The 16,164-nt window shown below is 38.0% G+C and carries 12 protein-coding genes; 10 read left to right on the top strand and 2 right to left on the bottom strand.

Annotation, left to right across the window (positions count from 1 at the left end):
- Positions 1-350 precede the first annotated feature (350 nt).
- Together OQZ33_RS05670 and OQZ33_RS05665 are read left to right on the top strand one after the other, a co-directional pair.
- Positions 351-1,685, top strand: a complete 1,335-nt coding sequence (locus OQZ33_RS05670; RefSeq protein ID WP_265798083.1) for an MFS transporter — start codon at positions 351-353, stop codon at positions 1,683-1,685.
- A 276-nt stretch (positions 1,686-1,961) separates the two neighbouring features.
- Positions 1,962-3,266, top strand: coding sequence for a DEAD/DEAH box helicase (locus tag OQZ33_RS05665; protein ID WP_265798082.1), 1,305 nt, complete (start codon positions 1,962-1,964; stop codon positions 3,264-3,266).
- Between the two features lie 254 nt (positions 3,267-3,520).
- On the opposite strand, the gene leuS is transcribed toward OQZ33_RS05665, so the two are convergent.
- Complete coding sequence (gene leuS / locus OQZ33_RS05660) at positions 3,521-6,307, bottom strand: leucine--tRNA ligase (protein WP_265798081.1); 2,787 nt, start codon at positions 6,305-6,307, stop codon at positions 3,521-3,523.
- A 260-nt stretch (positions 6,308-6,567) separates the two neighbouring features.
- The gene (locus tag OQZ33_RS05655; protein WP_265798080.1) at positions 6,568-6,990 is read right to left on the bottom strand and encodes a lipocalin family protein; all 423 of its coding nucleotides are present in this window, start codon (positions 6,988-6,990) and stop codon (positions 6,568-6,570) included.
- Between the two features lie 179 nt (positions 6,991-7,169).
- Here OQZ33_RS05655 and OQZ33_RS05650 point away from each other — a divergent pair, with 179 nt between their 5' ends.
- The 8 genes from OQZ33_RS05650 (at position 7,170) to OQZ33_RS05615 (ending at position 15,788) form a co-directional block, all read left to right on the top strand.
- Positions 7,170-8,048, top strand: a complete 879-nt coding sequence (locus OQZ33_RS05650) for a cell division protein FtsX (RefSeq protein WP_265798079.1) — start codon at positions 7,170-7,172, stop codon at positions 8,046-8,048.
- Positions 8,048-8,278: a DUF3098 domain-containing protein gene (locus tag OQZ33_RS05645; protein WP_265798078.1), complete on the top strand. Its 231-nt coding sequence runs from the start codon at positions 8,048-8,050 to the stop codon at positions 8,276-8,278. The genes OQZ33_RS05650 and OQZ33_RS05645 overlap by 1 nt, the downstream gene beginning before the upstream one ends.
- A gap of 78 nt (positions 8,279-8,356) precedes the next feature.
- A complete protein-coding gene (locus OQZ33_RS05640; protein WP_265798077.1) occupies positions 8,357-9,151 on the top strand; it encodes an undecaprenyl-diphosphate phosphatase in 795 nt (264 codons plus the stop codon).
- Between the two features lie 27 nt (positions 9,152-9,178).
- Positions 9,179-9,910, top strand: coding sequence for a tRNA pseudouridine(55) synthase TruB (truB, locus tag OQZ33_RS05635; protein ID WP_265798076.1), 732 nt, complete (start codon positions 9,179-9,181; stop codon positions 9,908-9,910).
- The gene (locus OQZ33_RS05630; protein WP_265798075.1) at positions 9,907-10,767 is read left to right on the top strand and encodes a YitT family protein; all 861 of its coding nucleotides are present in this window, start codon (positions 9,907-9,909) and stop codon (positions 10,765-10,767) included. The genes truB and OQZ33_RS05630 overlap by 4 nt, the downstream gene beginning before the upstream one ends.
- Positions 10,768-10,928: 161 nt before the next feature.
- Entirely contained in the window at positions 10,929-11,933 is a 1,005-nt protein-coding gene (locus tag OQZ33_RS05625; RefSeq protein WP_265798074.1) for a bifunctional riboflavin kinase/FAD synthetase, read from the top strand.
- A gap of 484 nt (positions 11,934-12,417) precedes the next feature.
- On the top strand, positions 12,418-14,631 hold the full coding sequence (locus tag OQZ33_RS05620; RefSeq protein WP_265798073.1) for a cation:proton antiporter: 2,214 nt from the start codon (positions 12,418-12,420) through the stop codon (positions 14,629-14,631).
- A 122-nt stretch (positions 14,632-14,753) separates the two neighbouring features.
- Positions 14,754-15,788, top strand: coding sequence for a DUF2157 domain-containing protein (locus OQZ33_RS05615; RefSeq protein WP_265798072.1), 1,035 nt, complete (start codon positions 14,754-14,756; stop codon positions 15,786-15,788).
- Positions 15,789-16,164: the final 376 nt, after the last annotated feature.

Raw genomic sequence — 16,164 nt, 5'->3', positions numbered from 1 at the left:
TGATAAATTAATATTACAAAGAGTTTATGCCAAAGGCATTCCTCTGGGAGCTTCGATCGACAAAAAATCAATTTTGCCTGCCTGCAGCAAGAAGGTATTTCATAGTCTGCGGATGCTTCGTGCCTCAGAATGAAAGCTTATTTAAGGTTGTCGCACCTGAAATGTACTTCTGCTCTGTCGGGTATAAATTTTGATTTTGAAACCTTTATTAACGAATTCCTTGGCGTTTTACCGCAAAATAATTAAGTTACCCTGCGCAAACAAACCTAATTGTAGTGAATAGAAAAACAGATCGTTTTCGACTGAAGCGTAGGGAGATAACGAATAAATAATCTAGTTTAACCAACTTAATGAATAAAACACTCTCGCTAAAACAAGAAATTGCTTACGCCGCCGGTATGATTGGTTGGAGCACAATGACCAATATCATCATTGTAATGCTGCCATATTTTTATCTGCCACCAAGTAACGCCGGCTTACCCCCATTGGTACCGCAGCTTGTTTTTTTAGGATTGTTCAACATACTATCCATAATTGCAGCTTCAGGAAGATTAGTTGATGCGGTTTTCGATCCTTTTATCGCTTCTAAAAGTGACGCAAGCACCAACCCGAAGGGCAGAAGGATGCCCTTTATGAAATGGGCAATTATACCGGCAATCATTTTCTGTGGATTAGTTTTCTACCCAATACAAAAAAGCGAAAGTTTACACAATGCCTGGTGGCTAACCATAACACTTTGTTTATTTTTCGTTTCAGTCACCACTTACATTATTCCGTATAACGCCCTATTGGCTGAGGTAACAAATACGCCGAGACAAAAAGTTAAATTATCCAGTTACCAGCAAGTGGGCTTTGTGATCGGGATTATTCTATCTGCCTGCACCAATAATTTTGCTGATCTGGTTCAACAGCATTTTGCAATCACAAATCGAAGCGAGGCTGTACAAATAGCCATTTGGGGTTTATGTATTTTATCAGGACTGGTGATGTTATTGCCTGTTTTCTTTATTAACGAAAAAGATTTTTCCCTAGCTAAACCTACACATATTCCACTTTGGCCCGCGATTAAAAACACGTTTAAAAATAGCAATTTCAAATATTATCTTATCTCAGATTTTGCTTTTTATACGGCATTAAGTATAATTTCCAGCGGATTATTGTATTTCTGTACGGTTTTACTAGGCTTAGATGAATCGGAAGGTGGAAAATTCATGGGTGCAATGGTGATGGCTTCTTTACTTTTTTATCCGGTAGTTAATTTCGGATCGGCAAAAATTGGCAAAAAACCATTTGTTCTTGCTTCATTTGTGGTTCTTTGCTTAATCTTTGTCACTATCTTTTTTCTCGGGAAATTACCCCTTTTGCCACGTACTCAACTTTATATTTTAGTTCTTTCTGCTTCCTTTCCGTTAGCTGCATTGGGAATTTTACCCAACGCCATTTTGGCTGATATTGCTCAAAAAGATACTGTAGAAACTGGTGAAAACCACGAAGGGATGTTCTTTGCAGTGAAGTACCTATTTGTAAAATTAGGGCAAACGCTTGGAATAGCCATTTTTGCCATGCTTACCATCTACGGCAAAGACCCTGGAAATGATTTTGGTTTACGCTTAAATGGCATTGTAGGTTTTGGACTTTGTTTAATCGCTTTAATTTGCTTTAGCAGGTTTAAGGAAGAAAAATGATTGAATTAGAGGATGATTGAATGATAGAATAAACCATTCTTAAGTCGGTCAATCCATCCGAATCGTTCATTCAAAATTTAGTTGCTCTTCGCTGAATGAATCATTTAATAAGTCATTCAATCGAAATTCACTCCTTCAATCATTTTAATTTACTTATCTTTGCAGCGAAGCAGGAATAAGGGCTTGCCATTCTGAATGGCATATTCTCTCCGCAAGTTAGTCCTTCAACAATTGATTGTTCTAGCTTCTTCGATAAATATTACAGAAAAAAAACACATGTTATTCAAAGAATTAAACCTCATTGAGCCAATTTTAAAGGCACTTGAGAAAGAAGGTTATACTCAACCTACACCAATACAGGAGCAGTCCATACCCACAATATTAAAAGGAAAAGATTTATTAGGTTGCGCACAAACCGGAACGGGTAAAACCGCTGCTTTTGCCATCCCGATGTTGCAGTTATTGCACGAGAAACACATTAATACTAAAGCAACAAAAAATATAAAAGCTTTGGTTTTAACCCCTACGCGTGAGCTTGCCATTCAAATTGAAGAAAGTTTTAAAGCTTACGGAAGCAACCTTAATTTACGCAGACTGGTAATTTTTGGTGGTGTAAACCAACACTCGCAGGTGGAAGCTTTGCGTAAAGGTGTTGATATTTTAGTGGCTACCCCAGGCCGTTTGTTGGATTTAATGAACCAGGGTTTCATTAGTTTAAATACGATTGAACTTTTCGTTTTGGACGAGGCTGACCGTATGTTGGATATGGGTTTCATCCACGATGTGAAAAAGGTTGTGGCTAAATTACCTGCGAAACGCCAGACCTTGTTTTTCTCGGCTACCATGCCTGATGAAATTCAAAAATTGGCGAATACCATTTTATCTAGTCCTACAAAAGTGGAGGTTACACCAGTATCTTCTACCGCTGAAACCATCAACCAATCGATTTATTTTGTAGATAAGCCCGATAAAAAGAAACTTTTAATCCATTTGTTGGAAGATAAAGCGATTGAAACAGCTTTGGTATTTACCCGTACAAAACACGGTGCAGATCGTATTGTGAAAGATTTGGCACATGCTGGAATTAAAGCTGCTGCCATTCACGGAAATAAATCTCAGAATGCTCGTCAAAGGGCTTTAACAGATTTCAAAGATAGAAAAATCCGCGTTTTAGTGGCTACTGATATTGCTGCCCGCGGGATTGATATCGACCAGTTATCTCACGTTTTTAATTACGAATTACCCAATATTCCTGAATCTTATGTACATAGAATCGGTCGTACTGGTCGTGCGGGTGCAAATGGTATTGCGATTTCATTCTGCGATGCAGAAGAGAATGAGTATCTATTGGATATTCAGAAACTGATTAAAATTACTTTACCTGTTGTTGATAACCATCCTTACCCATTAACTTGGGAAAGTATGCTGGCCAAAAATCAGGTTAAACGTAAGCCACAAGCACAATCGAAAGGTGGCGGTGGTGGCAAAAGAGGTGGCGGTGAAGGAAACATGAGCGGCAAACCTCGTAATGCCAGTAACAACCGCAGGTTCGGCGGAAATAGAAATAAGGCTAAAGCATAGTCTAAGCTGAAAGAACAAAGCAGAAAGCCTAATGCTTTTTCTGGCGAATTACATATAATCCCGGGTTGTAAACTACAGCTCGGGTTTGTTTTTTGGGCCGTCGGCTAAAGCCAGACGGCAATGAATAGTAATATGTTAACATGAACAGTCGTCCTTCCTGCGTAGGCGGAAATCTTAAAAAACAAAAACCCTAAATTGAGTAGATCAATTCAGGGTTTTCCTATATAAACTTTACAAACAAGCTTTCCTCTTAGTTAAACCACCACGTTAATAATCTTTCCTTTTACGAAAATGATTTTTTTAGGCGCTTTGCCATCTAAAAATTTCTGGAAGTGCTCATCCGCTAATAAAATTGCTTCAACTTCTGGCTGCGCTAATGTTAAGTTCAAATTCAGGTTCATCTTCATTTTACCATTGATAGAAACCGGATATGCAAATTCATCCTCTACTAAATGTTTTGGATTGAAAATCGGGAATTCCGTGTGAGACAAGCTGCCCGCTTTATTACCCAATTGAATCCAAAGTTCTTCGCAAATGTGTGGAGCATAAGGCGACAAAATAATCACCATATCCTGTAAAATATTCCGCTTATTGCATTTTAAATCCGTTAACTCATTTACCGCAATCATGAAACTGGATACAGATGTATTGAAAGAGAACCGCTCAATATCATCCTGAACTTTCTTAATGATTTTATGAAGTGATTTCAATTCGGCTTTGGTCGGTTCAGCATCAGAAACAGTAAACTCCCAGGCTTCATTGTGGAACAATCTCCAGAATTTGCGCAAAAACTTAAATACGCCTTCAATGCCGTTTGTATTCCAGGGCTTACTTTGTTCCAGCGGACCTAAAAACATCTCATACATACGCAAGGTATCGGCTCCATAACGCTCAATCAAATCATCGGGATTAACCACGTTGAATTTTGATTTAGACATTTTTTCGACTTCAACACCACAAATATATTTTCCGCCTTCAAGAATAAATTCCGCATGAGCGTACTCTTCTCTCCAGGCTTTGAATTTATTTAAATCTAGCGTATCATTTTCTACGATGTTAACATCGACATGCAATGCTGATGTTTTATATTCTTTTCTAAGGCCCGCAGAAACGTAAGTATTAGTTGGCTTGCCATCGGCATCATTAATTCTGTATACAAAATTACTTCTACCCTGAATCATTCCCTGATTAATCAATTTTTTGAAAGGCTCTTCTTCTTTCGTGTAACCCAGATCTTTCAAAAACTTATTCCAGAAACGACTATATAGTAAATGGCCTGTTGCATGTTCTGAACCGCCAATGTACAAATCTACAGCCTTCCAGTATTCAATAGCTTCTTTTGAAGCGAAGTCGGCATTGTTGTTGGCATCCATGTAACGGTACCAATACCAGCTACTTCCTGCCCAACCCGGCATGGTGCTTAATTCATAATGCCCCCCCTCCTTCGGGCTCCAACCTTCCGCTCTGGCTAAAGGAGGTTCTCCGGTTTCTGTAGGTAGATATTTATCAATTTCCGGCAGGATCAAAGGCAGTTCTTCTTCATGGATCAAGTATGGCAAACCATCTTTAAAGTAAACCGGAATTGGCTCTCCCCAATAACGTTGGCGACCAAAAATCGCATCGCGCTGGCGGAAATTAACTTTCGCCTTACCCACTTTTTCTACTTCTAACCAGTTATTTAAAAACGGAACAGCTTCTTTATATGTCAACCCGTTAATGAAACCTGAATTGATATATTTCCCCTCTTTTGTTGGGTCAGCTTGTATTTCAATATCCTGCTGACCATCTAAAATCTGGATAATTGGCAAGCTGAAGTGCTTTGCAAATAACCAGTCGCGTTGATCGCCACTTGGCACACCCATTACCGCACCCGTTCCATAACCGGCAAGTACGTAATCGGCAATCCATAATTGAACCCGTTCGCCATTTACCGGGTTAATCACATAAGTACCAGTAAATGCACCTGAAACCGTTTTTGTATCCGCCATGCGGTCTAATTCTGATTTCTTTTTGGTTTGAGAAATATAATTCTCGATACCTTGTTTTTGTGTTTCGGTAGTTAGTTCGGCAACCCATTCGTGTTCTGGAGCCAATACCAAATAGGAAACGCCGAAAATAGTATCTACTCGAGTGGTGAAAACTTCAATTTGTCTATCGCTGCCTTCCACCTGGAACTTCACACTCGCACCAACGCTCTTTCCGATCCAGTTGCGCTGCATTTCCTTAATCGGTTCAGGCCAGTCGATGGTATCTAAACCTTGCAAAAGCCTATCCGAGTAAGCCGTGATTCTCATGCTCCATTGCATCATTTTCTTTTGCTCAACAGGAAATCCGCCACGCTCAGAAAAACCATCTTTCACTTCATCATTTGCCAAAACTGTTCCTAAAGCCGGGCACCAGTTTACGGTGCTTTCTCTCAGGTAAGTCATACGGTATTTTAACAACTCGACTTGACTTTCCTCGTCTGTAAAAGTAGCCCAATCACTCGGTAGGAAAGATTTCACATCCTCATCGCAAACCGCCTTAACATCAGCTGTGCCCGATGCATTGAATTTTTCAATCAACGTGGTGATGTCTTCTGCCCTATCATTTTCAATGTTATACCATGAATTGAATAACTGCATGAAAATCCATTGCGTCCACTTATAATAAGACGGCTCACTGGTACGCACTTCGCGGCTCCAATCAAAAGAAAAACCAATTTGGTCTAACTGCCGACGGTAAGTGGCAATATTTGCCTCCGTTGTAATAGCCGGGTGCTGACCAGTTTGGATAGCATATTGTTCTGCTGGCAAACCAAATGAATCGTAACCCATTGGATGCAAAACGTTAAAGCCCTTAAGGCGTTTATATCTCGAAAAAATATCTGATGCAATGTAACCCAGCGGATGACCAACATGTAATCCAGCTCCCGATGGATAAGGAAACATGTCTAACACGTAATATTTTGGTTTCTCAGAATGATTTTCGGCTTTGAATGTTTGATTGTCGGCCCAAAACTTCTGCCACTTTTTTTCTATTTCTTTGAATTGGTAATCCATTGCAAGTTTTAATTTTTAAAAGGGCGAAATTACGGAAATTAAGGGGTTTAGTGAAACATAATTTTTATCGCTTTTTGCCACATAACACACATATCATTGGATTTGATTTTTATACTTGCGTTCTTCATACTTTCTCGATTAAGAGATACGAAGCAAGCTATTTAGTGTAAAAAACCATGAATAAAGAAACTCACCAAATAAAAATGCGCCACTGATCTAAAACCAATGGCGCAAGCAAATAATCGGGGATTTAAGATTTTTTATCGTGTTAAAGAATAGATTTTAACAACGCTTGTTTTATCAAGTTTAGCAGTAAACTGCAATTGGTTTGTGGTCAACGCTGTAACAGTGCCATAATAATTACCTTCAGCAAAAGAGATATTTAACCTGTTATCAACGATAACGTAATTACCAATGGTTCTGTTACCCTTAATACTTTGTTCAACCTGATCATCATTATCTGCTTTGAAATCCATATAGTCGCCACTTAATCCTGTAATTGTACCGTTAACTTTACTTGGATCTGCCAGTGCATCAGCAGCCGTGTAGCCAGATACTTCTATCTTCGCTATGCTCCATCTACCTGTAACACGAGCTTTAACAGACTCGTCATCTTTCTTACACGAAAATAGAACAGAGATAAATACAATAAATAAACCGAGCAGGGTAATTTGTCTTTTCATTTGAATTTTAATTGGGTTATTAAGATAACGGCCTTTTAACAAAATTCGTACCGCACTGTAAAAATCATCAAAATTTTAAGGTATTAACTAAACTAAATATTGGCCTATACCGTTAATGATGATTATATTGGTGTTTGTCAGGTATAATTTATATTTTCGCAAAAACAAAAGAAAAATACATGGAAGAATTCGAAGTAAGTGACGCATCTAAGAAAACCAAAACCGTATACATCTCTACTATTATTAGTATTGCATTGGTTTTATTAATGCTCGGACTGCTTGGGTTGGTACTTGTACATGCCAAAAACCTATCAAACTATGTTAAAGAAAACATAGTTTTAAATATCATAGTAGACGAGGGTGCGAAAGAGGCGGATGTTTTGGCTTTCCAAAAAGAGTTGAATGCAAATAAAGCGGTTAAACAAACCCAATATGTAAACAAGGAGCTTGCTGCCAGAAATCTTACTCAGGATTTAGGAGAGGATTTTGTAAACTTCTTGGGCTACAATCCTTTAACATCAACCTTCGATGTGTATTTGAAAGCAGAATATGCCAATAACAAAAGTATAGATGGGTTGAAAGCCTCGATTTCAAAAAACCCCGTGGTTAAAGAGGTCGTTTATCAAAGCTCTTTAATTGATATGGTAAATAAAAATATCAATACTATTGGCTTGATTATTTTAGCTTTTGCAGCATTACTTTTAATAATTTCTATTGCATTGATAAACAATACGATAAGATTAGCTATTTATTCTCAAAGATTTTTAATTAAGAGTATGCAGCTAGTTGGTGCAACGAAAAATTTTATTCGACGTCCTTTCTTATTATTTGCTGCACTACATGGTTTAATAGCAGCGTTCATTGCGATCATTATTTTATTGGCTACCTTAATATATGCCAGAAAAGAAGTGCCTGAAATTATCATTTTAAACAACTACAAAGAATTTGGTTTTGTATTTGTTGCTTTAGTAATTATAGGCATATTTATAACAGGCATTAGTACCTGGTTTGCAGTGAGCAGATATTTACGCTTAAAATCTTATAACCTTTACAGATAATGGCATTAGAGAAAAAAACAAATCCGATTGCAAAGGATGTGAAAAACGAGTTGGTTTTTACGAAAAAAAATTATCAATTATTGTTAATTAGTATGGCTATTGTCGTTCTTGGCTTCATTTTAATGATGGGTACAACAGGCGACATTTACGATTTTAGAAGAACATTACTTGCTCCTTTAGTGGTGTTATTTGGTTTTGCCTTCGGCATTTACGCTATTTTAAAAAAATAATTTGTTCATTACAGACTACCATACCGAAAACGCTTAATAAATTAAGCGTTTTCTACATTTCCGCACTACCCAAAACCTATGAACTATTTTCAAGCCATTATCCTTGCCGTCATTGAAGGATTAACTGAGTTTTTACCGGTATCAAGCACAGGCCACATGATTATCGGCTCCTCATTTATGGGGATAGCCAGCGATCCTTTCGTAAAACTATTTACTGTTGCTATTCAGTTGGGGGCTATCTTATCAGTTGTAGTTTTGTACTTCAAACGCTTTTTCAAATCAATAAACTTCTACGTCAAACTTGTTGTTGCTTTCATCCCTGCCGCTGTTTTTGGCCTTTTGCTAAGTAAGAAGATAGATGAACTTTTAGAAAGTCCGATGGCAGTTGGTATATCACTCTTGGTGGGTGGTATAATTTTGCTTTTTGTTGATAAGTGGTTCGATAAACCAACCATTAATGAAGAAGAAGAGATTAATTATTTAACCGCTTTAAAAATCGGATTTTTTCAGTGCATCGCCATGATACCCGGGGTTTCACGCTCTGGAGCCACTATTATTGGTGGTATGACTCAAAAATTAAGCAGAAAAGTAGCGGCAGAATTTTCATTCTTTTTAGCTGTTCCAACCATGTTTGCTGCCACCGCAAAAAAACTTTTAGATTTTTATCAGGATGGTCATACCATTACCCAGGAGCAAACCAATTTACTTATTGTTGGTAACGTAGTTGCTTTTATTGTAGCACTTCTGGCGATTAAAAGTTTTATTGGGTATTTAAATAAACACGGTTTCAAAATGTTTGGCTGGTATAGAATTGTTGCAGGTTTAATCATCATCATCCTGCTAATGACTGGCCATAACTTAGAAATAATTTAATCTGTATCTTTGCGCAAAAAAAGATTTGTGAGTACAGAAAATTCAAAGTTTAGAGATTTCAATTTTGCAGAAGGTGAACTGCTTCTAATTAATAAACCATACAAGTGGACATCCTTTGATGTGGTTGGCAAAATTCGTAATTCTTTAAAACCTCTAAAACTTAAAGTTGGCCACGCAGGCACACTAGATCCATTAGCAACAGGCCTGCTGATTATATGCACCGGCAAATTAACCAAGCAAATAGATACCTTTCAGGCAGAAGAAAAAGAATATACCGGTACCATGATTTTAGGTGCCACCACCCCTTCTTTTGATATGGAAACGGAGGTTGATGAAACTTTCGACATTAGCAAAATTACAGAAGATGAAATCTATGCAGCATGTAAGCCGTTTATTGGCGATATAGAACAATATCCACCAGCACATTCAGCGGTAAAAGTTAATGGAGAACGTTTATACGTAAAAGCAAGATTAGGAGAAGAAGTAGAATTGCGAAAACGTTTTGTTACCGTCCCTGAGTTTGAAATTACCCGTATCGAACTGCCAGAAGTAGATTTCAGAATTGTTTGCAGTAAAGGCACATACATACGTTCGCTCGTTTCCGATTTCGGGAAACAGCTCAACAATGGCGCCTATTTATCAAAACTCACCCGCACACGTAGTGGAAACTTTTTGCTTTCCGATTCATTTGAGGTTTTAGAACTCGTTAATTATATTCGCAGTAAGAAGGAAGAGCCAAAAACCGAACCTCAACTATGAACAACATTAAAAACCGAAACACCAGATTTGTAAAAGAATTCTTTTTAATCGTTGCTGGTGTAACTTCAGCCTGTTTTGGTTTGAAAAGCTTTTTAATGCCAAACGAATTTATTGATGGAGGTGTTACAGGTATTTCGCTATTGGTAAGCACCTTAACCAAATGGAATTTATCTTACCTCATTGCCATCATCAACATTCCATTCGTAATTTTAGGCTACAAACAAATAGGCAAAGGTTTTGCCATTAAAACAGCCATTGCCATTGCAACATTGGCCGTAGCATTGATTATTGTTCCGTTCCAGCCCATTACTCACGATAAATTATTGATTGCATTTTTTGGTGGTTTGTTTCTAGGCGGAGGAATTGGTTTGGCTATGAGAGGCGGTTGCGTAATTGATGGTACAGAAGTTTTGGCGCTTTACATCAGTAAAAACAGCATTTTAACGGTGGGCAATATCATCCTGATTTTAAACATCATTATCTTTGCGTTTGCCGCTTATTTCCTCAACATCGAAACGGCGCTTTACGCCATTTTGACCTACCTTTCTGCATCAAGTACGATCGATTTTATTGTGAATGGTTTGGAGCAATACACTGGCGTCACCATTATTTCCGAGCACCAGGAAGAAATTAAAGCCTATATTATCAACGATATGAAGCGTGGTGTGACCATTTACAAAGGCGAAGGCGGCTATGGCGAAAAGAAAGATCTCGATATTATTTTTACCGTAGTAACGAAGTTAGAAATGAGCAAATTACAATCGGCCATCAGGCAAATCGATGCAGATGCGTTCGTTATTCAGCAACAAATTGCCGATTTAAAAGGCGGTGTAGTGAAACGCCATGCATTACATTAAAATATAAATAATAATTCGGGCATGCCCCCAAGCTGCGCAAGGGGTCGCGCTGTACGCTAAATCTTTTCTGTCATTGTCATCCTAAAAATCAAATATCAGCAAACAAAAAAGTATACCGCTTCCATCCCTCATGCAAAACCCATAACCATAAAACATTCCCATTGAAAATATACCACAACCTTTCAGACTTTCAAAAACTGGATAATGCCGTAGTTACCATTGGCACTTTTGATGGGGTACATTACGGCCATCAAAAAATCATCAAACAATTGGTTGCCAAAGCCAAAGCCGACAAAGGTGAAAGTGTTATTTTAACCTTTTTTCCGCATCCAAGAATGATTATCGATCCTGAAAATCAGGATCTGAAGATGATTAACACCATCAACGAGAAAGCAGAAATCTTAAGAAGTTTAGGTGTAGATCATTTAATTATCACCCCTTTTACTAGAGACTTTTCGAATCAAACGCCTGATGAGTACATCAAAAATACGCTAGTTGAAAACATCGGAACCAAACATATTATAATTGGATACGATCATCGCTTTGGAAAAGACCGATCTGGCAACTTAACCGACTTAAAAGCTGCCGGAATCCATTTCGGCTTCACCGTAGAAGAAATTAAAGAGCAGGATATTCACGATGTTGCAGTGAGTTCGACTAAAATCCGCCAGGCACTTTTAGCTGGTGATGTAAGCTTAGCCGCCGATTACTTAGGTTATCCGTTCTCAATTTTCGGCAGAGTAATCAAAGGCGATAAAATTGGCAGAACGATAGGCTTTCCAACGGCAAACCTATTTGTTGAGGAAACCTATAAACTTATTCCTGGTGATGGAATCTATGCAGTGACAGTGGAAATAAGTGAGGAGTTTGAAGAAGAAGGAAGTGTAGATTCAGAATGCAGACCCCGGACTTCGGACTCCAGACTTCGGACTTTCAAAGGTATGGCTTACATCGGCCAGCGGCCCACCATAAATGGCATGACCAGAAATATCGAGGTTAACATCTTTGATTTCGACCAGGAGATTTACGGACAGGATATCAAAATGAATTTTCTTAAATTTCTACGCCACGATGTAAAGTTTACCGGGCTTGAAGCATTAACGTTACAACTTCATCAAGACAAAGAAGCTACACTCGCATTTTTTGCATCATCTGCATCAATTTAAAAAAATAAATCCTCTAAAAAAAGCCTCAATTCGTTATATTAGCAGCAATGAGGCTTTTTTACATCATCATATTCTTTTGTATACCTTATCATTTTGTGAGTGCAGCATCACAAATAAAAACAGATTATGCTGTAATTAAATCCACGCCTACAAGTTTTCAGCCTTATTATGGTCAGGTTAAATTCCATCAGCAAACGGCAATGGAAAACGAAAGTATTGAAAAGGATCTCCTCAACAATTACCAGCATCAAAATTTCACCGGCATATTATCGCTATTATTTTTCACTACTATTTTTTTGAAGTTCTATTTTTTTATTTCCAAAAAAATAGTACAAACTATCAGGCAAAATTATTGGTATTCGTTTAAAATGCTTTACCCAAAACATGTGTTTTGGTAAGTAAGTTGGCAATTCGTCAAAACCGAAAGTCCAATTTATTCAAGTGTAAATACACTTGAAAATTATTTTAACTCCCATCATTATCAATGCATTTACCAGATTTAATAGCCGATTTAGGATTAATACTTGCCGCAGCAGGAATAACAACGCTCATATTTAAAAAAATAAAACAACCCTTAGTATTAGGTTACATCCTGGCGGGGCTATTGGTTGGCCCACACCTTGATTTTTTTCCTTCAGTAACAGATACGAAGAGCATCAACATTTGGGGAGAAATTGGAGTAATCTTCTTGCTGTTTAGTTTGGGATTAGAATTCAGTTTCAAGAAGTTGGTCAAAGTTGGCGGCTCGGCTTCCATTACTGCTGTTGTAGAGGTTGTTTTTATGTTGCTTATTGGTTTTTCTGCAGGCAAGTTAATGGGCTGGAAAACGATGGATAGTATATTTTTAGGCGGTATACTTTCTGTTTCATCAACCACAATTATAATTAGGGCATTTGAAGAACTCGGTGTAAAGCACAAAAAGTTTGCTGGTTTGGTTTTCGGTGTGTTGATTGTAGAAGATTTAGTGGCCATTTTATTGCTGGTTTTACTATCAACCTTAGCAGTAAGTCAGCAATTTGCAGGGAGCGAAATGCTCATTTCAATTTTGAAACTTGCCTTTTTCCTGGTGCTTTGGTTTTTAGGTGGAATCTTTCTTATTCCAACGTTTTTAAAGGCCACCAGAAAATTAATGAATGATGAAACGATGCTAGTGGTTTCACTGGCACTTTGCTTAGTAATGGTTTTGCTTGCAGTTAAAGTGGGCTTTTCTCCAGCTTTAGGGGCCTTTATTATGGGCTCAATTTTAGCAGAAACAACACAGGCCGAGAAAATAGAGCATCTTACAAAATCAGTTAAAGATTTATTCGCAGCGGTGTTTTTTGTATCTGTAGGCATGCTCATTGACCCAAAAATTTTGGTTGATTATGCTTTGCCAATTGTTATCGTAACGATGGCTACCATTCTAGGTAAGTTTTTAAGCTCAAGTCTAGGCGCTTTATTATCTGGTCAGCCGCTCAAAACATCGGTACAAGCCGGAATGAGTTTGGCGCAAATTGGAGAGTTTTCTTTTATCATTGCCACTTTAGGCCTCACACTTAAAGTAACCAGCGATTTTCTCTATCCTATCGCCGTAGCAGCATCGGCGATTACTACGTTCACAACACCATACCTCATTAAATTATCAGAACCTTTTTATCAGTTCCTAACCAGAATTTTGCCAAAGAAATGGATTGATGGGATATCAAGGTACAGTTCCAGTACAGCTGGAATTACCACTTTAAGCGACTGGAAAATCCTGCTGCGCAGTTATGCGTTTAACACCATTATACACTCGGTAATTATCATTGCGGTTATCTTTTTAGCTTCGCGATATGTGCAACCATTTATCGCTAAAAACGTGGTTAATGGTTTAAAATCTACCATCATTAGTTTAGTTGCATCGTTCATTCTAATGGCTCCGTTCTTATGGGCATTGTCAATCAGAAGGATACAGAAAACCGCTTATTCTCATTTGTGGTTAAACAAGAAATATACCCGTGGACCATTGATTGCCATCGAAGTATTTAGAATTGCACTCGGAATATTTTTTGTCGGTTTTTTGATGTATGAATTTTTCGACACCTGGGTTGCCGCTGGAATTGCATTAGCCTTAATTGTGTTGATGATGGTCATATTTTCACGCAAACTTCAATCCTTCTACAATAAGTTAGAAAAACGTTTCATGCTAAATTTGAATGCGAGAGAAAACCAAAAGCCTGATATTTTACCTTGGGATACCCACTTAACGGAAATTAAGGTATCACCGGAATCGAATGTGGTTGGAAAAACGCTTTCAGAACTAATGATTAGGGAAAAGTACGGGGTAAATATTGCCCTGATTGAACGTGGTAGAAACAACATTCCAACGCCTGGCCGCGATGAGAGACTTTACCCGAATGATAATTTATTATTAATTGGAGCTGACGATCAGCTTGCTTCAGTAAAAGCACTCCTTGATGTGGATATACCCCATCATGAAGAAGAAAAATCTTTCCCCGATAAGGAAATGACACTGCAGAAGGTGATTGTCAATACCGAATCACCGGTGTATGGCTTAAGCATTCGAAATGCTGGCATCAGGGAAAAAGCACAAGCATTAATTGTTGGCATTGAACGGGGTAGTGAACGCATTTTAAATCCTTCATCCGATTTCATATTTGATAACGGAGACGTCATTTGGATTGTGGGGAACAATAAGAAAATTAAGGAGGTAATATAAACCTAAAATTGAGCGTGTTAATTTGGAGCACAGTGGATCAGTTATAATATTATTTCTTTTGCTTCAAACTTCCGACTATTGACTTAGGACTTATTTTTCTATATTCGTGTATAACCTAACCTATGAAAGTTGATAGAGAAAAGAGTGAATTTTTAGATGATATGATTGAACAGTGGCAAACCACTGGCTTAATTACTGAAGACACTGGCAGCAAACTTCGCAAAAGCTATGAGGCTAAAAATTTTGATTGGTTGCGTTTAGCTCAGTATGCTTTTTGGGTTGCCCTTGCTTGCGGGTTTATCGCACTCGGTTCATTATTAATAGATAATTCCATCCTCAACTATCTTAAAAGGGTTTACAACACACCGAATATTGTTATTGCAATTGTTTCAGGAGGTCTGGCCGCCTGGCTTTACCTGCTAGGATTTAGAAGAAAAAAGAAAGTGGCTCATTTAAAGTTTAGCAATGAGGCCATCGTATTTTCAGCCATATTACTTACAGCAAATGCCATTGCCTATTTCGGAAAAGCAATGGATAATGGTTCTGGAAATTTTTCAATTTTAATCTTAATATCCGTTTTCATTTATGGGGGATTGGGATACTTTTTCCATTCGCGGCTCATCTGGGTTTTCGCATTAATCTCTTTAGGCGCCTGGTTTGGAACAGAAACTGGTTATTTAAGCCGTTGGAATTATTATTTTCTGGGGATGAATTATCCTTTGCGCTTCGTTGTATTTGGAGCGGCACTAACTGCAGCGTCTTTCATCATGAAAGCATTGCCCAAAACACAACATTTCTTTCAGGCAACTTACATTGCCGGAATGGTTTACTTGTTTGTCTCACTTTGGGCATTATCCGTTTTCGGGAATTTTGCCAGCTTAGAAGAATGGTATTCGGTAAGGCAATTAAGCTTATTCTATTGGGCATTAATTTCGGCAATAGTCTGTGTAGCAAGCACCCTATTTGGCTTAAAATATCATGATGCTATTGCCCGTGAATTCGGGATCACCTTCTTATTCATTAACCTCTACACCCGTTATTTCGAATACTTCTGGGATAGCTGGCATAAAGCGTTGTTCTTCTCGGTACTTGCAGCATCCTTTTGGTTAATCGGCAGAAAAGCCGAGAAAATTTGGAACGTTGAGTTTTTGAAATAGGAATAAATACGGGTTATACTCAAAAAACCAATTCTACGGCTTGTTCAATATTTTGCAGCGCAAAAGACAGTGAAACATGGGTTACAGTAGTCCCGCCCATACTACCTGTCTACCGCAAGAAGGCAATCTTTCGATTTAAGTTGAAGTAAGATGAAAGTTTTGAGCAATCAAAAGTATTTTCGTTATGCCCGGGCTATTTAGTTTAATTCAGAACTATTTTGGTGGGTTCTATGCACAACGTTGTATTTAAACCCGACATAATCGAACACGGAACGCAGTGAAGTAAAGTGTTTGGCGGGACTGGAAGCCGCCATTAAAACAGCGCTTTCATTTCTAAATAATTAAATTTAAACTGAAGGGGTCTGAGAACCTCCAA

This window comes from Pedobacter sp. MC2016-05 (genome assembly GCF_026239735.1).
GTDB lineage: Bacteria > Bacteroidota > Bacteroidia > Sphingobacteriales > Sphingobacteriaceae > Pedobacter.
The sequence above is the reverse complement of the archived record's forward strand: the minus strand, read 5'-3'. Positions and strand labels throughout refer to the sequence as shown.